Genomic DNA, 21,508 nt, shown 5'->3' with positions numbered 1-21,508 from the left:
GCCGGGCCGAAACGTCGCCGAAGAACCCCCTCAGCCTCCCGCCGGACCCCGCCGGACCCCTTCGGACACCCCTCAGCGGGTCATCTGCTCGGCGAGCTCCACAGCCTCGCCCAGACTGTCCACCACCGGCACGCCGGCCGCCTCCAGGCTGGCCCGGCTGTGCGACCCCCCGGTGTAGAGCACCGCCCCCGCACCGACATGCGCCGCGGCCAGCGCGTCGTCCACCGCGTCGCCGATGACCACCGTGTGCTCGGGCGATATCCCGTCCAGAGCGGCAAGGTGCCGCTCCATGTGCTGCGCCTTGCTGCCGCCGGACGGCCCGGTGCGGCCGTCGACCCGCGTGAAGTGCCGCTCGATCCCGTACCCCCGGACCACCGGCACCAGCTGCTCGTGGACATACATGCTCAGGAGCGACTGGCTGCGTCCGGCGAGCTGCCACTGCGCCAGCAGCTCCGCGGCCCCGGCGGTCAGCCCGCAGGCGACCCGCTGCTCCGTGTAGTACCGGTGGAAGATCCCGTCCATTCGCTCCCACTCGGCCTCGGTGGGCAGCCGGCCCATCAGCCGCTCGTAGAAGCGGGGGATCGGAATGCAGTACATCTCCCGGTACTGCTCCAGCGTGAGCGGCTCAAGGCCCACCTCGGCGAACGCGGCATTCGTCGCGCCGACGACCGCGTCATTGTCGTCGAGCAGTGTGCCGTTCCAGTCCCAGACCAGATGCGTGCGGTGCTTCCCGTGCGTCGCCATGCATAGAAAGTACCTGCCGGGTACGACAACGGGTCAGCCGATCAGGTACCGGTCAGCTGATCAGGTTGGGAATCTCCTGCACCCCGAACCAGAGCAGCTCGTGGTCCTCCGCGCCGTCCACGGTGAACTGCGCGTCGTCGTCCCCGAGGTCCGCCGCGCCGAGCACCGCGGCGGCGGCCGCAACGTCCTTCTCCGCGTCGTCCGCGTCGACGTGCACTGCGGCCGCCTTCCTCAGCGCCACCGCGGAGGCGATCCGCACCTCACCGAGCGACGACGGATCGAGGCTGTGGTCGGGGTCGGCGACGGCTTCCCCGTCCGGAACGTCGACGGCGACGACCACGCGCCTGCGTACGGCATCCGGGTCCCCGGCGATCATCCGCAGCGAGGCGGACGCGGCCCGGTTGAGCGCCGCGTACTCCAGTTCCTCGATGTCGTCGGAGACGTACCACTCGCGCAGCGCGGGAGTCACCGCGTACGCGGTCAGCGGGCCGGGGCCGACCTCGCCCGCCCGGTGCGCCGCTGCGAGACCGGAGAGGGTCAGGGGGACGTACACGCGCATGGCTGGCCGCTTTCGTAGTCGGAGACGCCCTCAGGATACGTGCGACGTCCCCCATCGGGGTTACGGGCACGGCCTCCGGCCCGTCCACCTCACGCGCACTATTCACCCCTCGCGCCTCCCCCACACACCTTGCGGCACCGCGCTCATCACCCGGATAGGTGAATCTCCGGGTCCGCGCCCGGCGGCCCAACGGTGCTTGCGGCCGCGTACGTCACCGCCGTAGAAGATCCCCAGCAGAAGTTACCGCCCGGTAAACGACCGGGCCTCGAATCAACGGGGGCGAAGAACGATGAGCGTGAACAGGACCCGGCCCGCCGGACGTCACGACCAGCGCAGGCCCGAGGCCGTACCGGCGCAGCGTCGCCGGACAGCGCAGCGAATGCGCCCGCACCACTGGTTCGCGGAACGCCTCCTCGCGGTTCTCAGCGGCCAGCGACCGGTCCACTGGATGCTCGGCCACACGATCGGCGAGGCCTACGACCAGCTTGCCGAACTGGCCCCGGCCACCCCGCTCAGGGCCCGCGGCGCCCGCCCGGTGGTACGCCGCTGCCACGGCGCCCAGCCCGCACCGGGAGTGGTGGAAGCGTGCGCGAGCATCGCGGCGGGCGAAGAGGTACGCGCCATGGCCTTCCGCCTGGAACAGGGACCTGACCTCCGCTGGCGCTGCGCGGCGGTGGAGCTGGGCGGCACCAAGTCCAGCAGCTGAGGCGAGACTCCGACACCCACCGCCCGCGGCACAGCGCACCCAGCGGCAATCCCTGAGCCCGTCCGTCTCTTGCGGCCCTTCCGACGTTCGAGAAAAAGCCCCCGGCCCCTCGGCAGGCTTGCACCGGTAACCCCTTCGAGCCCGTCCGGCGCCGAGGACGGAGCCGCCGGACGACCCCGGAACCCCATCTCCCGCCCCCGCACACGGCTGGGGCCGGACACCCCTCGGTGCCCGGCCCCAGCCGCCGTACCAATCAGTCCCACGCCCACGGGGCGCAGGCGCAGCCGCACCTACTTCTTGCGGCGCCGCCCCCCGCCCGCGCTCTTCTGCGCCTTGCGCCGCTCGGCGCGGGTGAGCCCGTCCGACTCCGACACCGCCCCACCGTCGCCATTGGCGAAGTCGCCCTCGACGACACCGCCCTCCCCGTCCACCGTGGGAGCGGAGAAGTGGAGCCGGTCCGGCCGCTGCGGAGCGTCGAGCCCCTTGGCGCGGATCTCCGGACGCGCCGCGGCCGGAACCGTGACGTCCTCCTTGGCCAGCGAGGTCCGCTCGGCCGCATCCTGCACCGGAACCTCCTCGACCTGCTGCTCGACCTGGACCTCCAGGTTGAACAGGTAGCCGACGGACTCCTCCTTGATGCCCTCCATCATGGCGTTGAACATGTCGAAGCCCTCGCGCTGGTACTCGACCAGCGGGTCCTTCTGCGCCATGGCCCGCAGGCCGATGCCCTCCTGGAGGTAGTCCATCTCGTAGAGGTGCTCACGCCACTTGCGGTCCAGGACGGACAGGACGACGCGCCGCTCCAGCTCTCGCATGATGTCCGAGCCGAGCTGCTTCTCGCGCTCGTCGTACTGCTCGTGGATGTCGTCCTTGATGGACTCCCCGATGAACTCGGCGGTGATCCCGGCCCGGTCCCCGGCCGCGTCCTCCAGCTCTTCGACGGTGACCTTCACCGGGTAGAGCTGCTTGAACGCGCCCCACAGCCGGTCGAGGTCCCACTCCTCGGCGAAGCCTTCCGCGGTCTCCTGCCGGATGTAGTCCTCGATGGTGTCGTCCATGAAGTGGCGGATCTGCTCCTGCAGGTCCTCGCCCTCCAGGACACGACGGCGCTCGCCGTAGATGACCTCGCGCTGCCGGTTGAGCACCTCGTCGTACTTCAGGACGTTCTTACGCGTCTCGAAGTTCTGCTGCTCGACCTGCGACTGCGCCGACGCGATCGCCCGCGTCACCATCTTGTTCTCGATCGGCACGTCGTCCGGCACGTTCGCCATCGACATCACGCGCTCGACCATCTGCGCCTTGAACAGCCGCATCAGGTCGTCGCCGAGCGACAGGTAGAAGCGGGACTCACCGGGGTCGCCCTGGCGGCCGGAACGACCGCGCAGCTGGTTGTCGATACGCCGCGACTCGTGCCGCTCCGTACCGAGGACGTACAGCCCGCCGAGCTCCCTGACCTCGTCGAACTCCGCCTTGACGGCCTGCTCGGCCTTCTCCAGCGCGGCAGGCAGCGCGGCCGCCCACTCCTCGACGTGCTCGACGGGGTCGAGACCGCGCTGGCGCAGCTCCGCCTCGGCGAGGTCGTCGGGGTTGCCGCCGAGCTTGATGTCCGTACCGCGGCCGGCCATGTTCGTCGCGACCGTGACCGCGCCCTTGCGGCCGGCCTGGGCGACGATCGTCGCCTCACGGTCGTGCTGCTTGGCGTTGAGGACCTCGTGCTGCACACCGCGCTTGGAGAGCTGCTGCGAGAGGTACTCGGACTTCTCGACCGAGGTGGTGCCGACCAGGATCGGCTGGCCCTTCTCGTGCTTCTCGGCGATGTCGTCGACGACCGCGGCGAACTTCGCGACCTCGGTCCGGTAGATCAGGTCCGACTGGTCGGCTCGGACCATCGGCCGGTTCGTCGGGATCGGCACGACGCCGAGCTTGTAGATCTGGTGGAACTCGGCGGCCTCGGTCATCGCCGTACCGGTCATGCCGGACAGCTTGCCGTAGAGGCGGAAGAAGTTCTGCAGGGTGATCGTGGCGAGGGTCTGGTTCTCGTCCTTGATGTCCACCCCTTCCTTCGCCTCGATCGCCTGGTGCATGCCCTCGTTGTAGCGGCGGCCGGCGAGAATACGGCCGGTGTGCTCGTCGACGATCATGACTTCGCCGTCGATGACGACGTAGTCCTTGTCCTTCTTGAAGAGTTCCTTGGCCTTGATGGCGTTGTTGAGGTACCCGACGAGCGGGGTGTTCACCGACTCGTAGAGGTTGTCGATGCCGAGCCAGTCCTCGACCTTCGCGACACCGGACTCATGGATCGCGACGGTCCGCTTCTTCTCGTCGACCTCGTAGTCGCCGGTCTCCTCGATGCCCTTGAGCGGATTGCCGGCCTCGCCCTTCTTGAGGCGCGTGACCAGCTTGGCGAAGTCGCCGTACCACTTGGTCGCCTGATCGGCCGGGCCGGAGATGATCAGCGGCGTACGGGCCTCGTCGACGAGGATCGAGTCGACTTCGTCGACCACCGCGAAGTTGTGGCCGCGCTGGACGAGCTCGTCCGCGGACCACGCCATGTTGTCGCGGAGGTAGTCGAAGCCGAACTCGTTGTTCGTGCCGTACGTGATGTCGCAGGCGTACTGCTCACGCCGCTGGGCCGGCGTCATGTTCGCGAGGATGCAGCCGACGGTCAGGCCCAGGAACTTGTGGACCCGGCCCATCATCTCGGAGTCACGCTCGGCCAGATAGTCATTGACCGTGATCAGGTGCACGCCCTTGCCGGAGAGCGCGTTGAGATACGCGGGCAGGGTGCCGACGAGGGTCTTGCCCTCACCGGTCTTCATCTCGGCCACATAGCCGAGGTGCAGCGCCGCGCCACCCATCATCTGGACGTCGTAGTGGCGCTGTCCGAGGACTCGCTTGGCGGCCTCACGGACCGTCGCGAATGCCTCGGGGAGCAGGTCGTCCAGGCTCTCGCCGTCCGCGTACCGTTCCTTGTACTCGTCGGTGAGCGCCCGCAGCTCGGCGTCGGAGAGGTTGACGAAGTCCTCTTCGATGGAGCTGACCTGGTCCGCGATGCGGTGCAGTTTGCGCAGGATCTTGCCTTCGCCTGCACGCATGAGCTTGTTGAAGACGGACACTGAGGCTGGTCTCCTTGCCGGTCGGGCCTGGCACTGGGTCGTGTTATGGACGCTGGCACGGGCACGGCAGGTGGGCCCCACCGCAACGGCCATCGTAAGCGAGGACCCCGCCGCGCCGGGAGGGCTGCCGCCGCGTTGAGCCCGCTGTGCCCTTTCGAGTCAACGGATGGAGGACCCGGAAGGTGCCGGAAAGCGCGAAAACTGGTCGCATCACCGTCGGCACCTCACCAGAATCCGTACATGGAGCCGATCACTCTCACCACCGAACGTCTGCTGCTGCGCCCGTTTCGCCGGAGCGACGCGGATGAGGTGTACGCCGCCTGTCAGGACCCGGACATCCAACGCTGGACGGTCGTCCCCTCGCCGTACAGCCGGGCCGATGCCGAACTCTTCACGGAGAAACTGTCCCCCGGCGGCTGGCAGGACGACTCCATGTACAACTTCGCGGTGGTGCGGCGCGACGGCGGGGCGATGACCGGTGCACTCGGCATCAACCGGCGCACGCCGGCGGGCACGTACGAGGTGGGGTTCTGGACGGCGAAGGAGCACCGCGGTCTCGGCTATATGACGGAGGCGGTACGGGCTGCCGCCCACTGGACCTTCACCGCGCTCGGCGGGGAGCGGCTGGAGTGGCGGGCCGAGGTCGGCAATGTGCCCTCGCGGGCCGTGGCGCAGCGGGCGGGCTTCCGCCTGGAGGGCGATCAGCGCTCGGGGCTGCTGAACAAGGGCGTGCGGCGGGACACCTGGGTCGGCGCACTGCTCCCGTCCGACCTGGGCCTGCCGGGCGTCCACCCGTACCTGCCGACGAAGTCCCCCACCGGCGCGCCCGCCTCCGGGGGCACGGACCGGTCCACCGCACCGTGAACGAATGTCAGTGCGGCCCTCTAGGGTTCGGTCCATGACGCCTGTGCCGCCTCCCGCAGCCGAACTCTCCGCCGACCAGGCACGCAGGATCGCCCTGCGCGCCCAGGGCTTCCTCGGGGCACCGGACCGCCGGGCAGGGGTACCGGGCGTGCTGCGGCACCTCGGCGCCGTGCAGCTCGACACGATCTCGGTGCTGGCCCGTTCGCACGAGCTGATTCCGTACGCGCGCCTGGGCGCCGTCGGCCGGCGCACGATCGAGGACGCGTACTGGTCGGGTGGCCGCACCTTCGAGTACTGGTCGCATGCGGCGTGCATCCTGCCGGTCGAGGAGTGGCCGCACTTCGCGTTCCGCCGCCGCTCCTACCGCGCGCGCCCGCAGTGGAACCACGATCTGCCCGACGGGGCGTACGACACGGTGATCAAGCAGCTGCGCGCCGAGGGACCGCTGACGGCGACGGAGCTGGGCGGGGCGAAGAACGGCGGGGAGTGGTGGGACTGGTCGGCGTCGAAGGTCGCCGTCGAGCGGGCTCTGATGTACGGCGAAGTGGTCTGCACCGAGCGGCGCGGCTGGAAGCGGGTGTACGACCTCGCGGAGCGTGCGCTGCCCGACGCCGTGCTGCACGACGATCTGGACGACACGGAATGTCTGCGCCGGCTGGTCGCGCTCGCCGGGCAGTCCCTGGGGGTCGGCACCCGTGCCGACATCGCGGACTACCACCGGCTGAAGGCCGAGCAGTTCGACGCGGTGGTGGCGGACTCCGGGCTGGTGCCGGTGACGGTGGAGGGCTGGGCGAAGCCCGCCTGGGCCGACCCGGCGGCGCTGGCCACGGAGCCGCGCGGACGGCACCGTACGACGCTGCTGTCGCCGTTCGACTCACTGATCTGGGAGCGGGCGCGGACGGAGCGGATCTTCGGCTTCACCCACCGCCTGGAGGCGTACGTCCCCAGGCCCAAGCGGGTCCATGGCTATTTCGCGATGCCGCTGCTGGCGGGCGGAAAGCTCCAGGGCCGGGTCGATCCGGCACGCGAGGGCACGACTCTGGTCGCCCGGCAGGTGTCCCTGGCCGGCAGGAAGGCCGTGGCACCGATGGCCGAGGCGCTCGTGGAGGCGGCGTCCTGGGTCGGCTGCACGGCGGTCCGGGTGGAACGGGTGGACGCACCGGAGCTGCGCGAGGCGCTCAGCCAGGAAGTCGCCCGCGCCCTCGGCTGACCCGGCTGCACCGGCATACCCGATTCACCTGATCTCCAGGATCTTCTCCCGCATGGCATAGACCACTGCTTCCATCCTGGAGTGCAGCTGCAGCTTCTCCAGAATGTTGCGGACGTGGTTCTTCACGGTGTTCTCGGAAATGAACAGTTCCTTCGCGATATCGCGATTGTTCATGCCCGTGGCAACCAGCTTGAGGACTTCGAGCTCCCGGTCGGTGAGCCGCGGCGCCGGTACCAGCCTGCGCTCGTCGGTCCGCTGGATCATCGACTTGAATTCGGTGAGCAGTTTGGACGCCATGGAGGGGCTGATCTGGGACTGTCCGTCGGCGACCGCGCGGATCGCCGTGGCCACCTCGTCGGTGGAGATCTCCTTGAGGAGATAGCCGGTCGCACCCGCCTTGATCGCGTCGTAGAGATCGGCCTCCTCGTCACTGATCGTCAGCATGATGATCTTTGCGCTGGGGGCCACCTCCTTGATGGAGGTGCACGCCTCGATGCCGCCGCGCTTGGGCATCCGTACGTCCATCAGCACGATGTCGGGCAGCAGGTCGGCCGCCTTGTCGACGGCCTCCGCCCCGTCACCCGCCTCGCCGACGACCTGGATGTCCTCCTCCTGGGCGAGGACGATCTCCAGACCTCTGCGGAAGAGCGCATGGTCATCCACAACAAGGACGCGGATCGGCTCCTTGCGGGAACTCTCCGCATCCGCGCCGGTATCGGCACAGGCAGCGTCGTCGGCATCATTCGCATCGCGCACGGGCCCGAAGGTGTCCGCCATCGTTCCTCCCCCTGAAGGCCACGGCCTGAAGTTCACAAACTGTCCGCCAACGGCATTTCACAGAGCACCGATTGGCTTGGGACGTCATGATTCCATGCCTGGACGTCAGAGCGGTGGTCCTGTGTTCCCACACGGGTGCCCCTGGTGGCGTGAATGCACCCCCAGGGGCACCACCGATGCGGGGCGTCAGCCGCCGAGCGCACCGCCCGCGCCGCCCGCCTCGTCAGCGGCCAGCGGGTCGGTCCTCAGATGAATGACACCGTAGTCATAGGCGTGCCGCCGGTAGACGACACTGGGTTCCTTCGTCTCGGCATCGACGAACAGATAGAAGTCGTGCCCGACCAGCTCCATCTCGTAGAGCGCCTGATCGAGCAGCATCGGTGCCGCGACGTGCGTCTTCTCGCGCATCACCAGTGGGCCTTCGCCCTGCACCTCGAGCGAGCCGATCCTGGTGGTGGGTACGGACTCTCCCTCGCCGCCGCCGGCGAGGTCACCCTCGCTGTTGAACGACGCCGCACCCGGCACGGTCTCGGCGACTTCGGCAGCGGGAATCCGGCCGTTGCCCCGACGGCTGTAGCGCTTGTCGTGCTGCTTGCGCAGTCGCGCCTCCAGCTTGCCGGTGGCCAGGTCCAGCGCTGCGTAGGGGTCGGCTGCGGCCGCTTCCGCACGAATGACCGGTCCCCTCGAGCGAAGCGTGATCTCCACCCGGTCGGAACGGTCGGCCTGGCGGGGGTTTGGCTCCTTGGACACCTCGACGTCGAGGCTGATCACCTTGCCGTCGAACTTCTGGATCTTGTCCAGCTTCAGCTTCTCGGCCACGTGCTTGCGGAACCGCTCGGGCACCTCGGTCTTGCGGCCCTTGACGACGATGTCCACGCAGAACTCCGTTCCCGGATCGCTCCACCCAGCGGCGGAGCTTCTCCCTTTTGCACCAGGCTCCGGTGATCGCCGGAGCCGCGGACTCGGTGGCTTCGACCTCCTCCTCCCCCGTCCGGGAGGTCTCCACCCCACCGACTTTTCAGCTTCTGGGCTACCGGTGAGTTACCTGCCCGAAACCTGGGGGTGCATTCGTCGAGGTCTGGCATTCACCATTCCTCACAACCGAACATAGCCTGCCCGGCCGGATCTCGGCACCCGCTACCCGCACGTACCTCCGTTCAGGGCTCTTTACCCACTCACTACCTGCAACGATGAAAGTTCATTGGCAGTTCCGGTTTATTTCGAAGGCGGACGGAGATGCTGCAACAACGGCCGCCTGCCGCATTCCGGAACCCTTGTCTTCGCGCAGGCCCGCCGCGTCGAGCGCGCGTGCCGCCTCGGCCAGCGAGGCGCCGGTCGTCAACACGTCGTCCACGAGCACCACCCGTTCGGTCGCAAGCATCCGCTCACCACCGGCCACCACCTCCAGGGCGCCCGCCAGATTCTCCTGCCGCTGCCGGGCACCGAGCCCCGACTGATCGGCCACCGGCCGCCGTTGCCGCAGCACGGATGCCACCTGCGCGGACACGCCACCGCGCCGCAGTTCGCCTGCGGCCGACAGCGCGATCCTGCGCGTCGGATCGTGCCCGCGCGCCGCAACCGCCCGCCGCGCCGACGGCACCGGTACGAGAAGCAGCGGTCCCGGCCGACCCCCCACCTGCCCCGTCCCGGCCCTTACCGCGCCCGCCAGCGCTCTGCCGAGCTCCCGCGACAGCCCCAGTACGCCACGCTCCTTGTGGGCCAGGAGCGTGGCCCGTACGGCGTTCTCGTACGCCGCGACGGCATGCACCACCGGCAGTCCGGACGGTTCCGGCGCAGGTCTCACCCGTCGCGGCACCGCGCCGTGAAGCGCCGCCCGGCAGTCCTCGCACAACTCGGTCCGCGGCCTGCCGCAGCCACCGCAGGCCACAGGCAGGACCAGCCCGGCGATCTCCCGCCACCACCCCCGCATGAGTCCACTGTGCGCCCGCAGCACGAACCCGGCCACCCCTGTGGACAACGCAGCCGCCCCGAACGGGATGAGCACCCGCCCGCACGCGATCAGGGGCACCCGGCCCCCCAGGTCCGGGGGCTCCCCGGACCTGGGCTCAGCCCGGATAGACCAGCGACGAGCCCTCCTTGAGCACCGTCTGCCAGTTGTCCCCCGGCGACAGCTTCACTATCCCGTCGTCCTCGGTGTCCGCCATCAGTGGCAGCTGCTCGTCGTCCGCCGCCGCGACCGACGACACCTGGTTCGCCCCGGGCAGCACACCCGACGCCGGTGCCGAACCGTCCACCTGGACATAGCGCACCTGCTGCACGCCGCCCTGCTCCTTGCCGACCACCACGAGGCGGCTCCGGCCCGACCAGGACATCGCGGTCACGTCCTCCAGCTGCGGCGCGGCCTTCCGCAGCTCCACGACGGAGACGTCCTGCCCGGTGTCCGGATCCCCCTGGCGCTCGATCCGGCCGATCTTCAGCGTGGTGTGGCCGTCCTCGGTCAGCAGCAACGCGATCCGGACACCGTCCGCCGACAGCCGCAGCGCCTCGATCCGCGCGCCGCCCAGGTCCGGCACCGTGACGGTCAACGGATCGCCCGTACCACCGGCCAGCCGCAGCAGCCGGGGAGCCTCCGGGTTCCGGTCCGCCACCCAGAGATCACCCCGCCCGTCCCAACTGGGCGCCGACAACCGGTCCTCCGGCTTCTTCGCCCTGCTGGTCACGGCGGGCGCAGGGAGCTCACCCGTCGAAGCGATGGAGGCGACGTACAGGGACTCGCTGTTCTGCGAGACCGCCGCCGCCAACTGCTCGTCGCGGGCCACGCCGACCGTGCTCATCCGTACGGGTCCGTCACCGAGCGGGCCGGCCACCGGCTCCGGATCACCGCTGCCCCTGTTGCTCCCGGGGATGCGCTGGACATGCCCCTTGGCATCGACGAAGTACTGACTGTCGGGGCCGCCCGAGGAACCGTCCGGAGCGAACTCCTCCGCCCGGTCCGAACCCAGGACACAGAGCGGCGAACCGTCGGACCGCTGCAGCTCGACCTGCTCGACCCGGGCGGACGTCAGATCGCGCACGGTGTACAGCACCTGAGAGGCCATCATGCGACAGGAGCGCTGCCCGACGCCGTCCGCCTTCTTGTTGAGCGGAACCTTCAGTACGTTGCGGTCGTCGGGCGCCAGCGCGGTGACGCCCTTGCGCAGGACCGTACCGGTGGGGAAGCGGGAATCGACCACCGGCCGCAGCCAGTTGGTCGGCCCCTCGACAAGACTGCGCACCGCCTGTGTCACGGTGTCCATCCCCGTGATCGGATCCGTCCGGTTGCGCACATAGACGGGGTCGGCGACCAGCGTCGGCTGACCTGCCGCCGGCCCGGTGGCGAAGTAGTACTTGTTGACGGAGCGGTAGAGCCGCTTGAAGTCGGACTGACCGAGCATCAGTCCGTCCGGCACGAGGTCGATGCGCCACTCCTTGCTGCCGTTCTGCCGCACCAGGTGCAGGCTCCGGTTGAAGCCCGTGGGCGCGACGGGCTGGTAGGCACTCTGCGCGTCGACCGTCGCCACCTTCTCGCCGGTCAGCGTGTAGGTGAGCTCCGCGGTGCTGTGGTCGCTGTCGCGGACCAGGCGATCGCTCCGGTGGTTCGGCGCCTTGGAGAGCACCGTGGTGAACGCGCTCGGCTTCCAGGTGCGCGACGCCTCCTTCGTCAGATACTTCCGGGTCGTCCGGAAGCCGGGGTCATCGCTGGTCATGGACTCCAGGAAGCCGTCGACCACCTCATCCGGAGTGGCATTCTCGCGGGGCGCCACCGCGTACACCTGTACCTGGGAGTCACCGGGCTGCGAGGCGTCGACCGCCTTGATGTCCCCGGTGACGGGCATCGAGCCGCATGCGGAGAGCAGCACGACGCCGCATCCCAGCAGAGCGATCATCCCCACCGCACGTCCACGGCCGCCCTCACGACGGTCACCGCCCACGAGTCGTGTCCTCCCGCTCCGGGTCCTGCGCAGCAGAGTCGATGGTGTCGCCCGGCCGGTCCTCGGCGGGGCGGGCGACCACACGGGCGCCATTGCCGGGCAGGGCGGCCGGATTCACCGACGCCGGCGCCGTCCGGGGAACCGCGGGGGCGCGCGCGGGTACGGGCAGCGGCGAACGGTCCGGGCTGCCCGGCTGGGTCGGCACCGTGAGCCGGTGCTCACTCCCGGTCGTACCGACATCCGTGGGCCGCTCCCGGTTCTCCCGGTTGCGTCGCGAGTCCTCGGGCTCCAGCGGTATCGGGGAGCCGCGCAGCGGCTCGTCCGCCGTACGCGGCAGCGTCAGCCGGAACTGCGAACCGCCGCCCGGCTCGCCCCACGCCTGCAGCCAGCCGCCGTGCAGCCGGGCGTCCTCAACGGCGATCGACAGTCCGAGACCGGTACCGCCGGTCGTCCGTGCCCGCGCCGGGTCGGCGCGCCAGAACCGGTTGAAGACACGGGTCGCCTCGCCGGGCTTGAGTCCCACGCCGTAGTCCCGGACGGCAACGGCGACCGCGCCTCCGGCCACCCCCATCCGCACCACGACGTCCCGGCCCTCACCGTGCTCGACGGCGTTGACGACAAGATTGCGCAGCACGCGCTCGACCCGCCGCGCGTCGGCCTCCGCGATCACCGGCTGCTCGTCGCCGACCACCCGGATCCGCGTGCCCTTGCGCTCGGCGAGCGGCTCGGCGCCGCCGATCACGCGCCGCACGACCTGTCGCAGGTCGATCGGTTCGGCCTCCAGCGCCGCGGCACCCGCATCGAACCGGCTGATCTCCAGCAGATCGGAGAGCAGGGACTCGAACCGGTCGAGCTGATCGCCCAGCAGTTCCGCGGAGCGCGCGGTCACGGGATCGAAGTCGACGCGTGCCTCGTGGATGACATCGGCGGCCATCCGTACGGTCGTGAGCGGCGTCCGCAGCTCGTGCGAGACGTCCGAGACGAAGCGTCGCTGCATCCGGGAGAGTTCCTCCAGCTGCTGGATCTTCAGCTGCAGGTTCTGGGCCATCTTGTTGAAGGCTTCACCGAGCCGGGCGATGTCGTCCTCGCCTGTGACCTTCATGCGCTCCTGGAGCCTGCCCGCGGAGAGCCGCTCCGCGATCCCCGCAGCCATCCGCACGGGGGTGACGACCTGCCGCACCACGAACCAGGCGATGGCACCGAGCAGCACGACCACGAACAGGCCTGCGGTCGCCAGCGTGGTCTTGACCAGGGTCAGGGACTTCTCCTCCTGCGTCAGCGGGAAGAGGTAGTAGAGCTGGTACGGGTTGTGGTCGATGTCGTAGAGACGCTTGCCGACGACGAGCCCGGGCTGCGACTCCTGCCCGTTCGCGTACCGGATCAGGGAGTACGTCTGGAACGCGCCGGGCCCCTTGTCCACCGCCTCCCGCAGGCTCTGCGGAATGCTGGCCGCTTCGACACTGCCCGAGCCGCGGGGCGCACGGGTACCCTCGTCGGCGCTGAGCGCCACCACGTTGAAGGCGTTCTTGCCGCCGCTGGCGAGCTGGTCGACGAGCTCCGTCCGCCACGAGTTGTTGGCGGTCGTGCCGTCCCCGGGGTCACCGCCCTGCCCACCGGGGGTGAGTGGAGCATTCGCCTTGTCCTGGGCCGCCGCGAAACCGCCGGCGGCCTGCGTCTGGGCAGCCTTGCCCTTCGCGTCGAGCAGGCCGTTGCGGACCTGCCCGATCACGACCAGGCCGAGCAGCAGCACGACACCGAGAGACATGAGCAGCGTGCCCGCGACGACCCGCAGTTGCAGGTTGCGCCGCCACAGCCGGACGGCGGGCAGCAGCGGACGTCGCACCCAGCGCATCAGCAGTCGCGGCACAGGACCGCCGGGCGCCCGGTCGTGGAACAACCGGCCGCCCTGCAGGAGACGCCCGAACGCGGACGCCCTGTGTCCGGAACCGGTAGCCCGCCCCGTACGGACTCCCGGCTCCCCGGGCTTCGGGGCAGCGCTACCCAGGGACATGTCAGCTCGGTCCGGCCTTGTAACCGACGCCTCGAACGGTCACCACGATCTCCGGCCGCTCCGGGTCCTTCTCGACCTTGGAACGCAGCCGCTGGACATGCACATTCACCAGCCGGGTGTCGGCGGCGTGGCGGTATCCCCACACCTGCTCGAGCAGCACCTCGCGGGTGAAGACCTGCCACGGCTTGCGGGCGAGCGCGACCAGCAGGTCGAACTCCAGCGGGGTCAGGGCGATCGACTGCCCGTCCCGCTTCACCGAGTGACCGGCCACATCGATGACCAGGTCCCCGATGGTCAGCTGTTCCGGTGCCGGCTCTTCGGACCTGCGCAGACGTGCCCTGATCCGGGCAACCAACTCCTTAGGTTTGAACGGCTTGACGATGTAGTCGTCGGCCCCTGACTCCAGGCCCACCACCACATCGACGGTGTCGCTCTTGGCAGTGAGCATGACAATCGGCACACCCGACTCGGCCCTGATCAGCCTGCAGACCTCGATGCCGTCCCGTCCGGGCAGCATGAGGTCGAGCAGGACCAGGTCCGGCTTGGCCTCTCGAAATGCGGCAAGTGCCTTGTCGCCGTCCGCTACGAACGACGGCTCGAACCCTTCACCACGCAGCACAATCCCGAGCATCTCGGCCAGTGCGGTGTCGTCGTCGACGACAAGGACGCGTCCCTTCATAATCGACATCATCCCATTAGCTAATCGTTACCTGCGATGATCTGGCACACAGCTCTGCCAGTCCGACCCCCGTGACCGGGGAAACTGCACCCTCCTCCGTGACGATCGCCGTGATCAGTTCCGGCGGCGTGATGTCGAATGCGGGGTTGTACGCCTGGGTTCCCGGCGGTGCGACAGGCAGTCCACCCGCTACCCCGCCCACCCCGATCCGGGGCGATGTGAGCTCCGTCACTTCCCGACCGGGGCGCTGCTCCACGATGATCGATGCCCCGTCCGGGGTCTGCAGATCCACAGTCGTGGTCGGCGCCACCACGATGAACGGCACGTGGTGGTAATGGGCAAGCACCGCCAGCGGATAACTCCCGACCTTGTTGGCCACGGCCCCGTCCGCAGCAATGCGATCGGCCCCGATGAGCACGGCATCCACCTCCCTCGCGGCGAACAGCGAACCTGCAGCATTGTCCGTCAGCAGGCTGTACGCCATCCCGTTGCGCGCCGCCTCGTACGCGGTCAGCCGGGCCCCCTGAAGCAGCGGCCGCGTCTCGTCCACCCAGAGCCGTCGCAGTTGTCCCGCCCGATGCGCCCCGAGCGCCACAGCAAAGGCCGTGCCCTCACCGCCCGAGACGAGCGCCCCCGAATTGCAGTGGGTCAGAAGCTGATGCCCACCGCCGGGCAGCAGCTCATCGAGGAGCGCGAGCCCGTACTGCGCCATGCGCCGACTGGCCTCGGCATCCTCCCGGTGCAGCGCCTCGGCCTCCGCCAAGGCCACCGCGGCCGCCCGCTGCGCGCCCTCGCCCCTGTCCAGCGCCGCCCAGTACGCCCCCGCCGCGCGCCGCACCCCGTACCCGAGGTTCACCGCGGTGGGCCGCGCCCGCTCCAGCAGCCCCGAAGCCTCTGCCATGTCGTCGCCCCGGATCGCGGCCAGAGCGACCCCGTAGGCCCCCGCAATGCCCAGCAACGGCGCCCCGCGCACGGCCAGCGTCTGAATGGCCCGCACCAGCGCCGGCACATCCGTACACAGCAGCTCGACCTCCTCGGCGGGCAACTGCGTCTGGTCGAGAAGCACCACTGCAGGGCCTTCAGGGAGCCCGGCCCAGCGGATGGAGGGAAGCGCGGGAGGCTCGATGCCCACCGGCGATTGCGCGTCCTGATCAGCCATCCGCCCAGTCTGCACGGTGACCCGCCCACAAATGAAGGTGAGAGGGTGATGGAGCACCCGGCCCGTACCGGAGCGACGCGTGGCACGATGGCTGCCAACCTGCCGCCCCGATGAGCGGACAGGACGGTGAAGGAGCGAGAATGAACGACACTCCGGGCTGGGCCTCGCCCGGATCCGCCCCCTCCGACGGCCAGGAGGCGGGCGTGCCCCGGCCTTCCGAGCCCATCGACGGCAGCGGCCCTGCGGGAAAATGGTCTTCCACGCAGCCGCCGGCAGGGCAGTGGTCCCCACCGAGCACCTCCGGCAACGGCCCCGGCGCACCGCCACCCGCCCCCGGCTGGGGCGGCAGGCCGCAGACAGCCGGCTGGGGTCAGCCGCCCGCTGCCGCAAAGCCCGGTGTCATCCCGCTCCGCCCGCTCGGCGTCGGAGAGATCCTCGACGGTGCGGTGTCCACGATGCGTGCCCACTGGCGCACGGTTCTCGGCATCACCCTCACCGTCTCCGTCATCGCCCAGGTCGCGATCATCCTCGTGCAGCGCTATCTGCTGCCGGAACCCGCCTCGATCGACCCGAACGCGACCGGCACGGAGGCACTCCGCCAGGCCGCCGACTCCATGCAGTCGAGCCTGATCTACAGCGCGCCGTCGACGCTCGTCACCCTGATCGCGACGCTCTTCACCACCTCCATGCTCACTGTCGTGATCAGCCGGTCGGTGGTGGGTCGCTCCGTCACGCTGTCCGAAGCGTGGGCCGAGGCCCGGCCCCGTCTCCTTCAGCTGCTCGGCCTGACCCTGGTCCTGACCCTGATGACCGCCGCCATCATGGCGGTCGGCGTGCTCCCCGGCGTGCTGATCGGCTCCGCCGCGGGCGTCGCTCTCGCCCTCCTCGGATTTCTGGCCGCCGCCGCCGTCATCGTCTGGCTGATGGTCCGCTTCTGCCTCGCCTCGCCGGCGCTGATGCTGGAGCGGCAGTCGATCACCGTCTCGATGCGCCGCTCCGCGAAGCTGGTGCGGGGCGCCTGGTGGCGGACGTTCGGCATCCTGCTTCTCACCTGGCTGCTGACGCTCATCGTGACCCTGATCATCGCAATCCCGTTCGGCCTCATCGCGATCATCATGGACGGCAACGGGATGGGAGCGTTCCTCACAGGTCAGCCCACCGACTTCGGCTGGCCGTTCCTGATCGTCTCCGGAATCGGCGAGGTGATCATCTCGACGATCACCTACCCGCTCTCCGCCGGTGTGATGGCCCTGCTCTACGTGGACCAGCGCATCCGTCGCGAGGCACTCGACATCGAACTTGCGCGGGCCGCAGGCCTGCCCGACTACGACACCAGGAGCTGATGCCGTGTCGGGGGCGGGGGGCGCGACAACAACACGACTGCTGATCCACGCGAGCAGCGACATACCGGTGGACACTCCACGCGTGCCCGCCCGCGAGGCGGCGAGGCACGAGCTGTCCAAACCGATGTACCACGAGAACGACCCGAACCTCCTCCAGCGCGGTCTCGACCGCCTCTGGGATTGGCTCGGCGATCTCTTCTCCGCAGCCTCGGACACCGCACCCGGCGGACCGCTCGGGCTCATCGTCCTCGTACTGGTCGTCGTCGGCCTGGTCGCCGCCCTCTGGTGGCGGCTGGGCACCCCGCAACGCACCGCCCGCCCCACCGACGCCCTGTTCGACGACAGCCCCCGCAGCGCCGCCGAACACCGGACCACCGCCGAGGCACACGCTGCCGCCCACCGCTGGGGCGAGGCCGTCCAGGAACGCATGCGCGCCATCGTCCGCTCGCTGGAGGAACGCGCCCTGCTCGACACCCGCCCCGGCCGCACCGCCGACGAGGCCGCCGCCGAAGCAGGCCACTCGCTGCCGGCGCACGCGCTGCCCCTCCGCGCCGCCGCCCGGGAGTTCGACGCCATCACGTACGGCGGCCGGAACGCCGACCGGGAGGCGTATCTGACGGTGCGGGACCTTGACCTCGACCTCGAGAACGCCAAGCCCCTGCTGACGGCCCCGGCCCGAGGAGCGGCCGAATGACCGCGCCCACTGCCACCTCCACCGCGCCCGCTACCTCGGTCTCCCCCACCCCGCGCCAGGTATGGACCCGCACTCGCGGTCTGGTGCTCGCTCTTCTCCTTCTCATAGCAGCCGGAATCGTCCTGGCCACCGCACACTCCGGTGCCCAGCACGGCCGACTCGACCCCCGCTCCGCCGACCAGCACGGAAGCCGGGCCGTCGCCGAACTCCTCAAGGACCGCGGCGTCTCGATACGAGTGGCCACCACACTCGAGGAAGCCACCACCGCGGTCGGCCCGGACACCACCCTGCTCGTCACCGCCCCCGATCTGCTGACACCGCGCCAGCAGCGCGAACTCCGCGCCGCGACGGCCGACTCGGCCGGCCGCACTGTCCTCCTCGCGGCAGGTCCCCCGTCCGTGGACACGCTGGCCCCCGGGGTCCGCACGACGTCCACCGGACCGGTTGCCCCCCGTGCACCGCAGTGCCTGCTGCCCGCAGCCCACAGCGCGGGCAACGCCGACATGGGAGGCTTCCGCTACACCGCGGACGGCCTCGAAACCCTCGCCTGCTACCCCAGCGGGGGTCTCCCCACCCTGCTCGTGGTCCAGGAGCAGGCCTCCGGCGACACCGCACTTCTCGGCTCCGCGGACTTCCTCTACAACAGCCGTCTCGACAGCCAGGGCAACGCCTCCCTGGCCCTGCAACTCCTCGGCTCCCGCCCACATCTGGTCTGGTACCTCCCCTCGCTCGCTGATCCCTCCGCCACCGGTAACGGCGGAGACAGTGACGACAGCACAGGCGGCGAAGGCGCTGACAACGACCGCAGCTTCGCCGACCTGATCCCGTCGGCCTGGCTGTGGGGAACCCTGCAGCTCGCAGTCGCCGCCGTGCTCGCCGCCATCTGGCGCGCCCGTCGTCTGGGCCCCCTGGTCACCGAACGGCTGCCCGTGGCCATTCGCGCCTCCGAATCCACCGAGGGCCGCGCCCGCCTCTACCGCAAGGCGAACGCCCGCGACCGGGCCGCCTCCTCATTGCGCTCCGCCACTCGCACCCGTATCGCCCCACTCCTCGGGGTTTCGCCCCGCAATGCTCACTCCCCCGCGGTGCTCCTCCCTGCCGTCTCCGCACGCCTCAGCACCATCGAAGGCGGCCTCGACACCGTGCTGTTCGGCACGGCTCCGGCCGATGACGCCGCCCTTGTCCGTCTGTCAGACCAACTCGACACCCTCGAAAGAGAGGTACGCAGTTCATGAGCGCCCCGCCCCCAGCACCCGCCGGGACAACCGAGACCGTCGGGAAGGACGACGCAGCCCGCGCATCCCTGGAAGCCCTGCGCTCCGAGATCGCCAAGGCCGTGGTCGGCCAGGACCCCGCCGTCACCGGCCTCGTCGTCGCGCTGCTCTGCCGAGGCCATGTCCTCCTCGAAGGCGTTCCCGGTGTGGCCAAGACCCTCCTGGTCCGCGCCCTCGCCGCCTCACTCGAGCTCGATACCAAGCGCGTCCAGTTCACCCCCGACCTGATGCCGAGCGACGTCACCGGCTCTCTGGTCTACGACGCCCGTACAGCTGAGTTCTCCTTTCAGCCCGGCCCGGTCTTCACCAACCTCCTCCTGGCCGACGAGATCAACCGCACTCCCCCCAAGACGCAGTCATCGCTCCTGGAAGCAATGGAGGAGCGCCAGGTCACCGTCGACGGAACCCCTCGCCTCCTGCCGGAGCCCTTTCTGGTTGCGGCCACTCAGAATCCCGTCGAGTACGAGGGCACGTACCCCCTCCCCGAGGCCCAGCTGGATCGCTTCCTCCTCAAGCTGACGGTGCCACTGCCGTCCCGCGACGAGGAGATCAATGTCCTGACCCGCCATGCCGACGGCTTCAACCCTCGCGACCTGGTCTCCGCAGGTGTCCGCCCCGTGGCAGGTCCCGCCGACCTGGAATCCGCCCGGGCCGCGGTCGCCAAGACCACGGTGTCCCCCGAGATCGCCGGCTATGTCGTCGATATCTGTCGTGCCACGCGTGAATCCCCCTCGCTCTCCCTCGGAGTCTCCCCTCGAGGTGCTACCGCCTTGCTCTCCACGGCCCGCGCCTGGGCCTGGCTGACCGGCCGTGACTACGTCATTCCGGACGACGTGAAAGCCCTGGCACTCCCCACGCTCCGCCATCGCATCCACCTGCGCCCCGAGGCGGAGATGGAAGGAGTCACCCCTGACTCCGTCATCACCGCGGTCCTCGCTCACGTCCCCGTACCCCGATGAGGCAGTGACCGTGGCCCTCACCGGACGAACAGCGCTACTCGCCGCCTTGGGGTCACTCCCTGTAGGCATCCTTGCCCCGAGCTGGACGGGCCTGCTCGCGGTCAATGCCCCGCTCTCTCTAGCAATTCTGTGCGACTACGCCCTGGCCGCGCCAGTGCGAACGCTCCAGTTCACCCGATCCGGTGACACAACCGTTCGACTCGGCGATGGCGCAGAAGTGCAACTGACCGTAACCAACGCCTCGCGTCGACGCCTGCGCGCGCATCTCCGCGATGCGTGGCCGCCCAGCAGCTGGCTCACAGGTACGGAACAGGCGGCGTCCCGCCACAGGCTGGACATCCCGGCAGGTGAGCGTCGCCGCCTCACCACGCGCCTGCGTCCGACTCGTCGCGGCGACCGCCGAGCCGAACGCATCACCGTACGCTCGTACGGGCCACTGGGCCTGGCAGCCCGGCAGGGAAGTCATCAAGTTCCGTGGACGGTGCGCGTACTGCCGCCGTTCACCAGCCGCAAGCACTTGCCGTCCCGCCTCGCCAGGCTCCGTGAACTGGACGGACGCACCAGCGTCCTCACCCGCGGCGAAGGCACAGAGTTCGACAGCCTCCGCGCCTATGTCCCCGGCGACGACACCCGTTCCATCGACTGGCGGGCAACGGCACGGCAATCGGCCGTCGCAGTCCGTACGTGGCGCCCCGAGCGGGACCGCCACATCCTCATCGTCCTTGATACCGGCCGCACCTCGGCGGGCCGAGTCGGTGATGTGCCCCGCCTCGACGCTGCAATGGACGCGACGCTGCTCCTCACCGCTCTCGCCACACGCGCGGGCGATCGTGTGGACCTGCTCGCGTATGACCGCCGCATCCGTGCCCGGGTTCAGGGACGCGCCGCGGGTGAAATCCTGCCGGCCATGGTCACTGCAATGGCACCGCTCGAACCCGAGCTCGTGGAAACGGACGCCCGAGGCCTCAGCGCCGCTGCCCTGGCCGGCGCCCCTCGTCGGTCTCTGGTCGTGCTCCTCACCAGCCTGGACGCGGCTCCCATCGAGGAGGGTCTGCTCCCTGTCCTCCCTCAGCTGACTCAGCGCCACACGGTGCTGGTGGCATCCGTGGCCGACCCGCACATCGAGCAGATGGCCGAAGCCCGGGGCACGGTGGACGCGGTCTACGAGGCGGCAGCGGCGGCCCAGGCCAAAGCTCAGCGGCAGCGCACTGCAGAGCAGCTCCAGCGCCATGGCGTCGTGGTCGTCGATGCCACCCCGGACCACCTGGCCCCGGCTCTCGCCGATGCCTACCTGGCCCTCAAGGGAGCCGGCCGGCTCTGATCCAACAATCCATGCCAACCACACCACGCGCTCACCATGAGGAGCCGTGCGTGGTTGTCACCTGTCCGTGAACGCAGAAAAGCCCCGCACCAGAGGTGCGGGGCTTTCCCGGAATAATTGTTCGGCGGCGTCCTACTCTCCCACAGGGTCCCCCCTGCAG

Annotated in this window: 18 protein-coding genes; 8 read left to right on the top strand and 10 right to left on the bottom strand. The window is 69.7% G+C overall.

From position 1 onward, the window contains the following. Window positions 1-72: 72 nt before the first annotated feature. Both ACFU6I_RS38320 and ACFU6I_RS38315 read right to left on the bottom strand, forming a co-directional pair. Window positions 73-744, bottom strand: coding sequence for an HAD family hydrolase (locus ACFU6I_RS38320; protein ID WP_345517811.1), 672 nt, complete (start codon window positions 742-744; stop codon window positions 73-75). 52 nt (window positions 745-796) lie between these two features. Next, entirely contained in the window at window positions 797-1,303 is a 507-nt protein-coding gene (locus ACFU6I_RS38315; protein ID WP_384041623.1) for a DUF6912 family protein, read from the bottom strand. Window positions 1,304-1,592: 289 nt separating this feature from the next. Here ACFU6I_RS38315 and ACFU6I_RS38310 point away from each other — a divergent pair, with 289 nt between their 5' ends. Beyond that, on the top strand, window positions 1,593-2,009 hold the full coding sequence (locus tag ACFU6I_RS38310) for an Rv3235 family protein (protein ID WP_345517809.1): 417 nt from the start codon (window positions 1,593-1,595) through the stop codon (window positions 2,007-2,009). A 290-nt stretch (window positions 2,010-2,299) separates the two neighbouring features. Here the strand turns inward: ACFU6I_RS38310 and secA are convergent, their stop codons facing one another. After that, entirely contained in the window at window positions 2,300-5,125 is a 2,826-nt protein-coding gene (secA, locus tag ACFU6I_RS38305; RefSeq protein WP_384375913.1) for a preprotein translocase subunit SecA, read from the bottom strand. Window positions 5,126-5,365: 240 nt separating this feature from the next. On the opposite strand from secA, the gene ACFU6I_RS38300 reads away from it, so the two are divergent. After that, window positions 5,366-5,989, top strand: coding sequence for a GNAT family N-acetyltransferase (locus ACFU6I_RS38300; protein WP_384375910.1), 624 nt, complete (start codon window positions 5,366-5,368; stop codon window positions 5,987-5,989). 34 nt (window positions 5,990-6,023) lie between these two features. Beyond that, entirely contained in the window at window positions 6,024-7,199 is a 1,176-nt protein-coding gene (locus ACFU6I_RS38295) for a winged helix-turn-helix domain-containing protein (protein ID WP_384375907.1), read from the top strand. A 24-nt stretch (window positions 7,200-7,223) separates the two neighbouring features. On the opposite strand, the gene ACFU6I_RS38290 is transcribed toward ACFU6I_RS38295, so the two are convergent. The 7 genes from ACFU6I_RS38290 to mtnA all read right to left on the bottom strand — a co-directional run bounded on the left by ACFU6I_RS38290 (window position 7,224) and on the right by mtnA (window position 15,757). Beyond that, window positions 7,224-7,976 (bottom strand): response regulator transcription factor, encoded by a 753-nt coding sequence (locus ACFU6I_RS38290; protein ID WP_266985005.1) that lies wholly within the window; start codon window positions 7,974-7,976, stop codon window positions 7,224-7,226. 186 nt (window positions 7,977-8,162) lie between these two features. Continuing rightward, window positions 8,163-8,852, bottom strand: a complete 690-nt coding sequence (gene hpf / locus ACFU6I_RS38285) for a ribosome hibernation-promoting factor, HPF/YfiA family (RefSeq protein ID WP_266985003.1) — start codon at window positions 8,850-8,852, stop codon at window positions 8,163-8,165. A 322-nt stretch (window positions 8,853-9,174) separates the two neighbouring features. Next, window positions 9,175-9,906 carry a ComF family protein gene (locus tag ACFU6I_RS38280; protein ID WP_384375925.1) on the bottom strand — a complete coding sequence of 244 codons (732 nt, stop codon included), beginning with the start codon at window positions 9,904-9,906 and terminating at the stop codon, window positions 9,175-9,177. Between the two features lie 136 nt (window positions 9,907-10,042). Beyond that, window positions 10,043-11,863 carry an LpqB family beta-propeller domain-containing protein gene (locus tag ACFU6I_RS38275; RefSeq protein WP_384375922.1) on the bottom strand — a complete coding sequence of 607 codons (1,821 nt, stop codon included), beginning with the start codon at window positions 11,861-11,863 and terminating at the stop codon, window positions 10,043-10,045. Between the two features lie 34 nt (window positions 11,864-11,897). After that, on the bottom strand, window positions 11,898-13,919 hold the full coding sequence (mtrB, locus tag ACFU6I_RS38270) for an MtrAB system histidine kinase MtrB (RefSeq protein WP_384375904.1): 2,022 nt from the start codon (window positions 13,917-13,919) through the stop codon (window positions 11,898-11,900). A gap of 1 nt (window position 13,920) precedes the next feature. Next, window positions 13,921-14,610 (bottom strand): two-component system response regulator MtrA, encoded by a 690-nt coding sequence (gene mtrA, locus ACFU6I_RS38265; RefSeq protein WP_187740742.1) that lies wholly within the window; start codon window positions 14,608-14,610, stop codon window positions 13,921-13,923. Window positions 14,611-14,614: 4 nt separating this feature from the next. After that, window positions 14,615-15,757 (bottom strand): S-methyl-5-thioribose-1-phosphate isomerase, encoded by a 1,143-nt coding sequence (gene mtnA / locus ACFU6I_RS38260; protein ID WP_384375901.1) that lies wholly within the window; start codon window positions 15,755-15,757, stop codon window positions 14,615-14,617. Window positions 15,758-15,897: 140 nt separating this feature from the next. On the opposite strand from mtnA, the gene ACFU6I_RS38255 reads away from it, so the two are divergent. From ACFU6I_RS38255 to ACFU6I_RS38235, 5 genes are read left to right on the top strand one after another with little or no spacing between them, the layout of a single operon-like run. Continuing rightward, window positions 15,898-17,100, top strand: a complete 1,203-nt coding sequence (locus ACFU6I_RS38255) for a glycerophosphoryl diester phosphodiesterase membrane domain-containing protein (RefSeq protein WP_384375898.1) — start codon at window positions 15,898-15,900, stop codon at window positions 17,098-17,100. Window positions 17,101-17,104: 4 nt separating this feature from the next. Then, on the top strand, window positions 17,105-17,794 hold the full coding sequence (locus ACFU6I_RS38250) for a DUF4129 domain-containing protein (protein WP_384375895.1): 690 nt from the start codon (window positions 17,105-17,107) through the stop codon (window positions 17,792-17,794). Beyond that, the gene (locus ACFU6I_RS38245; protein ID WP_384375892.1) at window positions 17,791-19,029 is read left to right on the top strand and encodes a DUF4350 domain-containing protein; all 1,239 of its coding nucleotides are present in this window, start codon (window positions 17,791-17,793) and stop codon (window positions 19,027-19,029) included. Before ACFU6I_RS38250 ends, ACFU6I_RS38245 begins: the two co-directional genes overlap by 4 nt. Then, window positions 19,026-20,027 (top strand): AAA family ATPase, encoded by a 1,002-nt coding sequence (locus tag ACFU6I_RS38240; RefSeq protein WP_384375888.1) that lies wholly within the window; start codon window positions 19,026-19,028, stop codon window positions 20,025-20,027. Before ACFU6I_RS38245 ends, ACFU6I_RS38240 begins: the two co-directional genes overlap by 4 nt. Window positions 20,028-20,037: 10 nt before the next feature. Continuing rightward, window positions 20,038-21,348 (top strand): DUF58 domain-containing protein, encoded by a 1,311-nt coding sequence (locus ACFU6I_RS38235; protein ID WP_384375920.1) that lies wholly within the window; start codon window positions 20,038-20,040, stop codon window positions 21,346-21,348. Window positions 21,349-21,508 lie beyond the last annotated feature (160 nt).

This window comes from Streptomyces sp. NPDC057486 (genome assembly GCF_042802415.1).
Lineage (GTDB): Bacteria > Actinomycetota > Actinomycetes > Streptomycetales > Streptomycetaceae > Streptomyces > Streptomyces yanii.
The sequence above is the reverse complement of the archived record's forward strand: the minus strand, read 5'-3'. Positions and strand labels throughout refer to the sequence as shown.

Coding starts and splice junctions, on each gene's coding strand:
- ACFU6I_RS38245 (WP_384375892.1), top strand. CDS start 17,791: ATGACCGCGCCCACTGCCACCTCCACCGCGCCCGCTACCTCGGTCTCC.
- mtrA (WP_187740742.1), bottom strand. CDS start 14,610: ATGATGTCGATTATGAAGGGACGCGTCCTTGTCGTCGACGACGACACC.
- mtrB (WP_384375904.1), bottom strand. CDS start 13,919: ATGTCCCTGGGTAGCGCTGCCCCGAAGCCCGGGGAGCCGGGAGTCCGT.
- ACFU6I_RS38320 (WP_345517811.1), bottom strand. CDS start 744: ATGGCGACGCACGGGAAGCACCGCACGCATCTGGTCTGGGACTGGAAC.
- ACFU6I_RS38295 (WP_384375907.1), top strand. CDS start 6,024: ATGACGCCTGTGCCGCCTCCCGCAGCCGAACTCTCCGCCGACCAGGCA.
- ACFU6I_RS38290 (WP_266985005.1), bottom strand. CDS start 7,976: ATGGCGGACACCTTCGGGCCCGTGCGCGATGCGAATGATGCCGACGAC.
- ACFU6I_RS38300 (WP_384375910.1), top strand. CDS start 5,366: ATGGAGCCGATCACTCTCACCACCGAACGTCTGCTGCTGCGCCCGTTT.
- ACFU6I_RS38240 (WP_384375888.1), top strand. CDS start 19,026: ATGAGCGCCCCGCCCCCAGCACCCGCCGGGACAACCGAGACCGTCGGG.
- ACFU6I_RS38315 (WP_384041623.1), bottom strand. CDS start 1,303: ATGCGCGTGTACGTCCCCCTGACCCTCTCCGGTCTCGCAGCGGCGCAC.
- ACFU6I_RS38255 (WP_384375898.1), top strand. CDS start 15,898: ATGAACGACACTCCGGGCTGGGCCTCGCCCGGATCCGCCCCCTCCGAC.
- ACFU6I_RS38280 (WP_384375925.1), bottom strand. CDS start 9,906: ATGCGGGGGTGGTGGCGGGAGATCGCCGGGCTGGTCCTGCCTGTGGCC.
- ACFU6I_RS38310 (WP_345517809.1), top strand. CDS start 1,593: ATGAGCGTGAACAGGACCCGGCCCGCCGGACGTCACGACCAGCGCAGG.
- mtnA (WP_384375901.1), bottom strand. CDS start 15,757: ATGGCTGATCAGGACGCGCAATCGCCGGTGGGCATCGAGCCTCCCGCG.
- ACFU6I_RS38275 (WP_384375922.1), bottom strand. CDS start 11,863: ATGATCGCTCTGCTGGGATGCGGCGTCGTGCTGCTCTCCGCATGCGGC.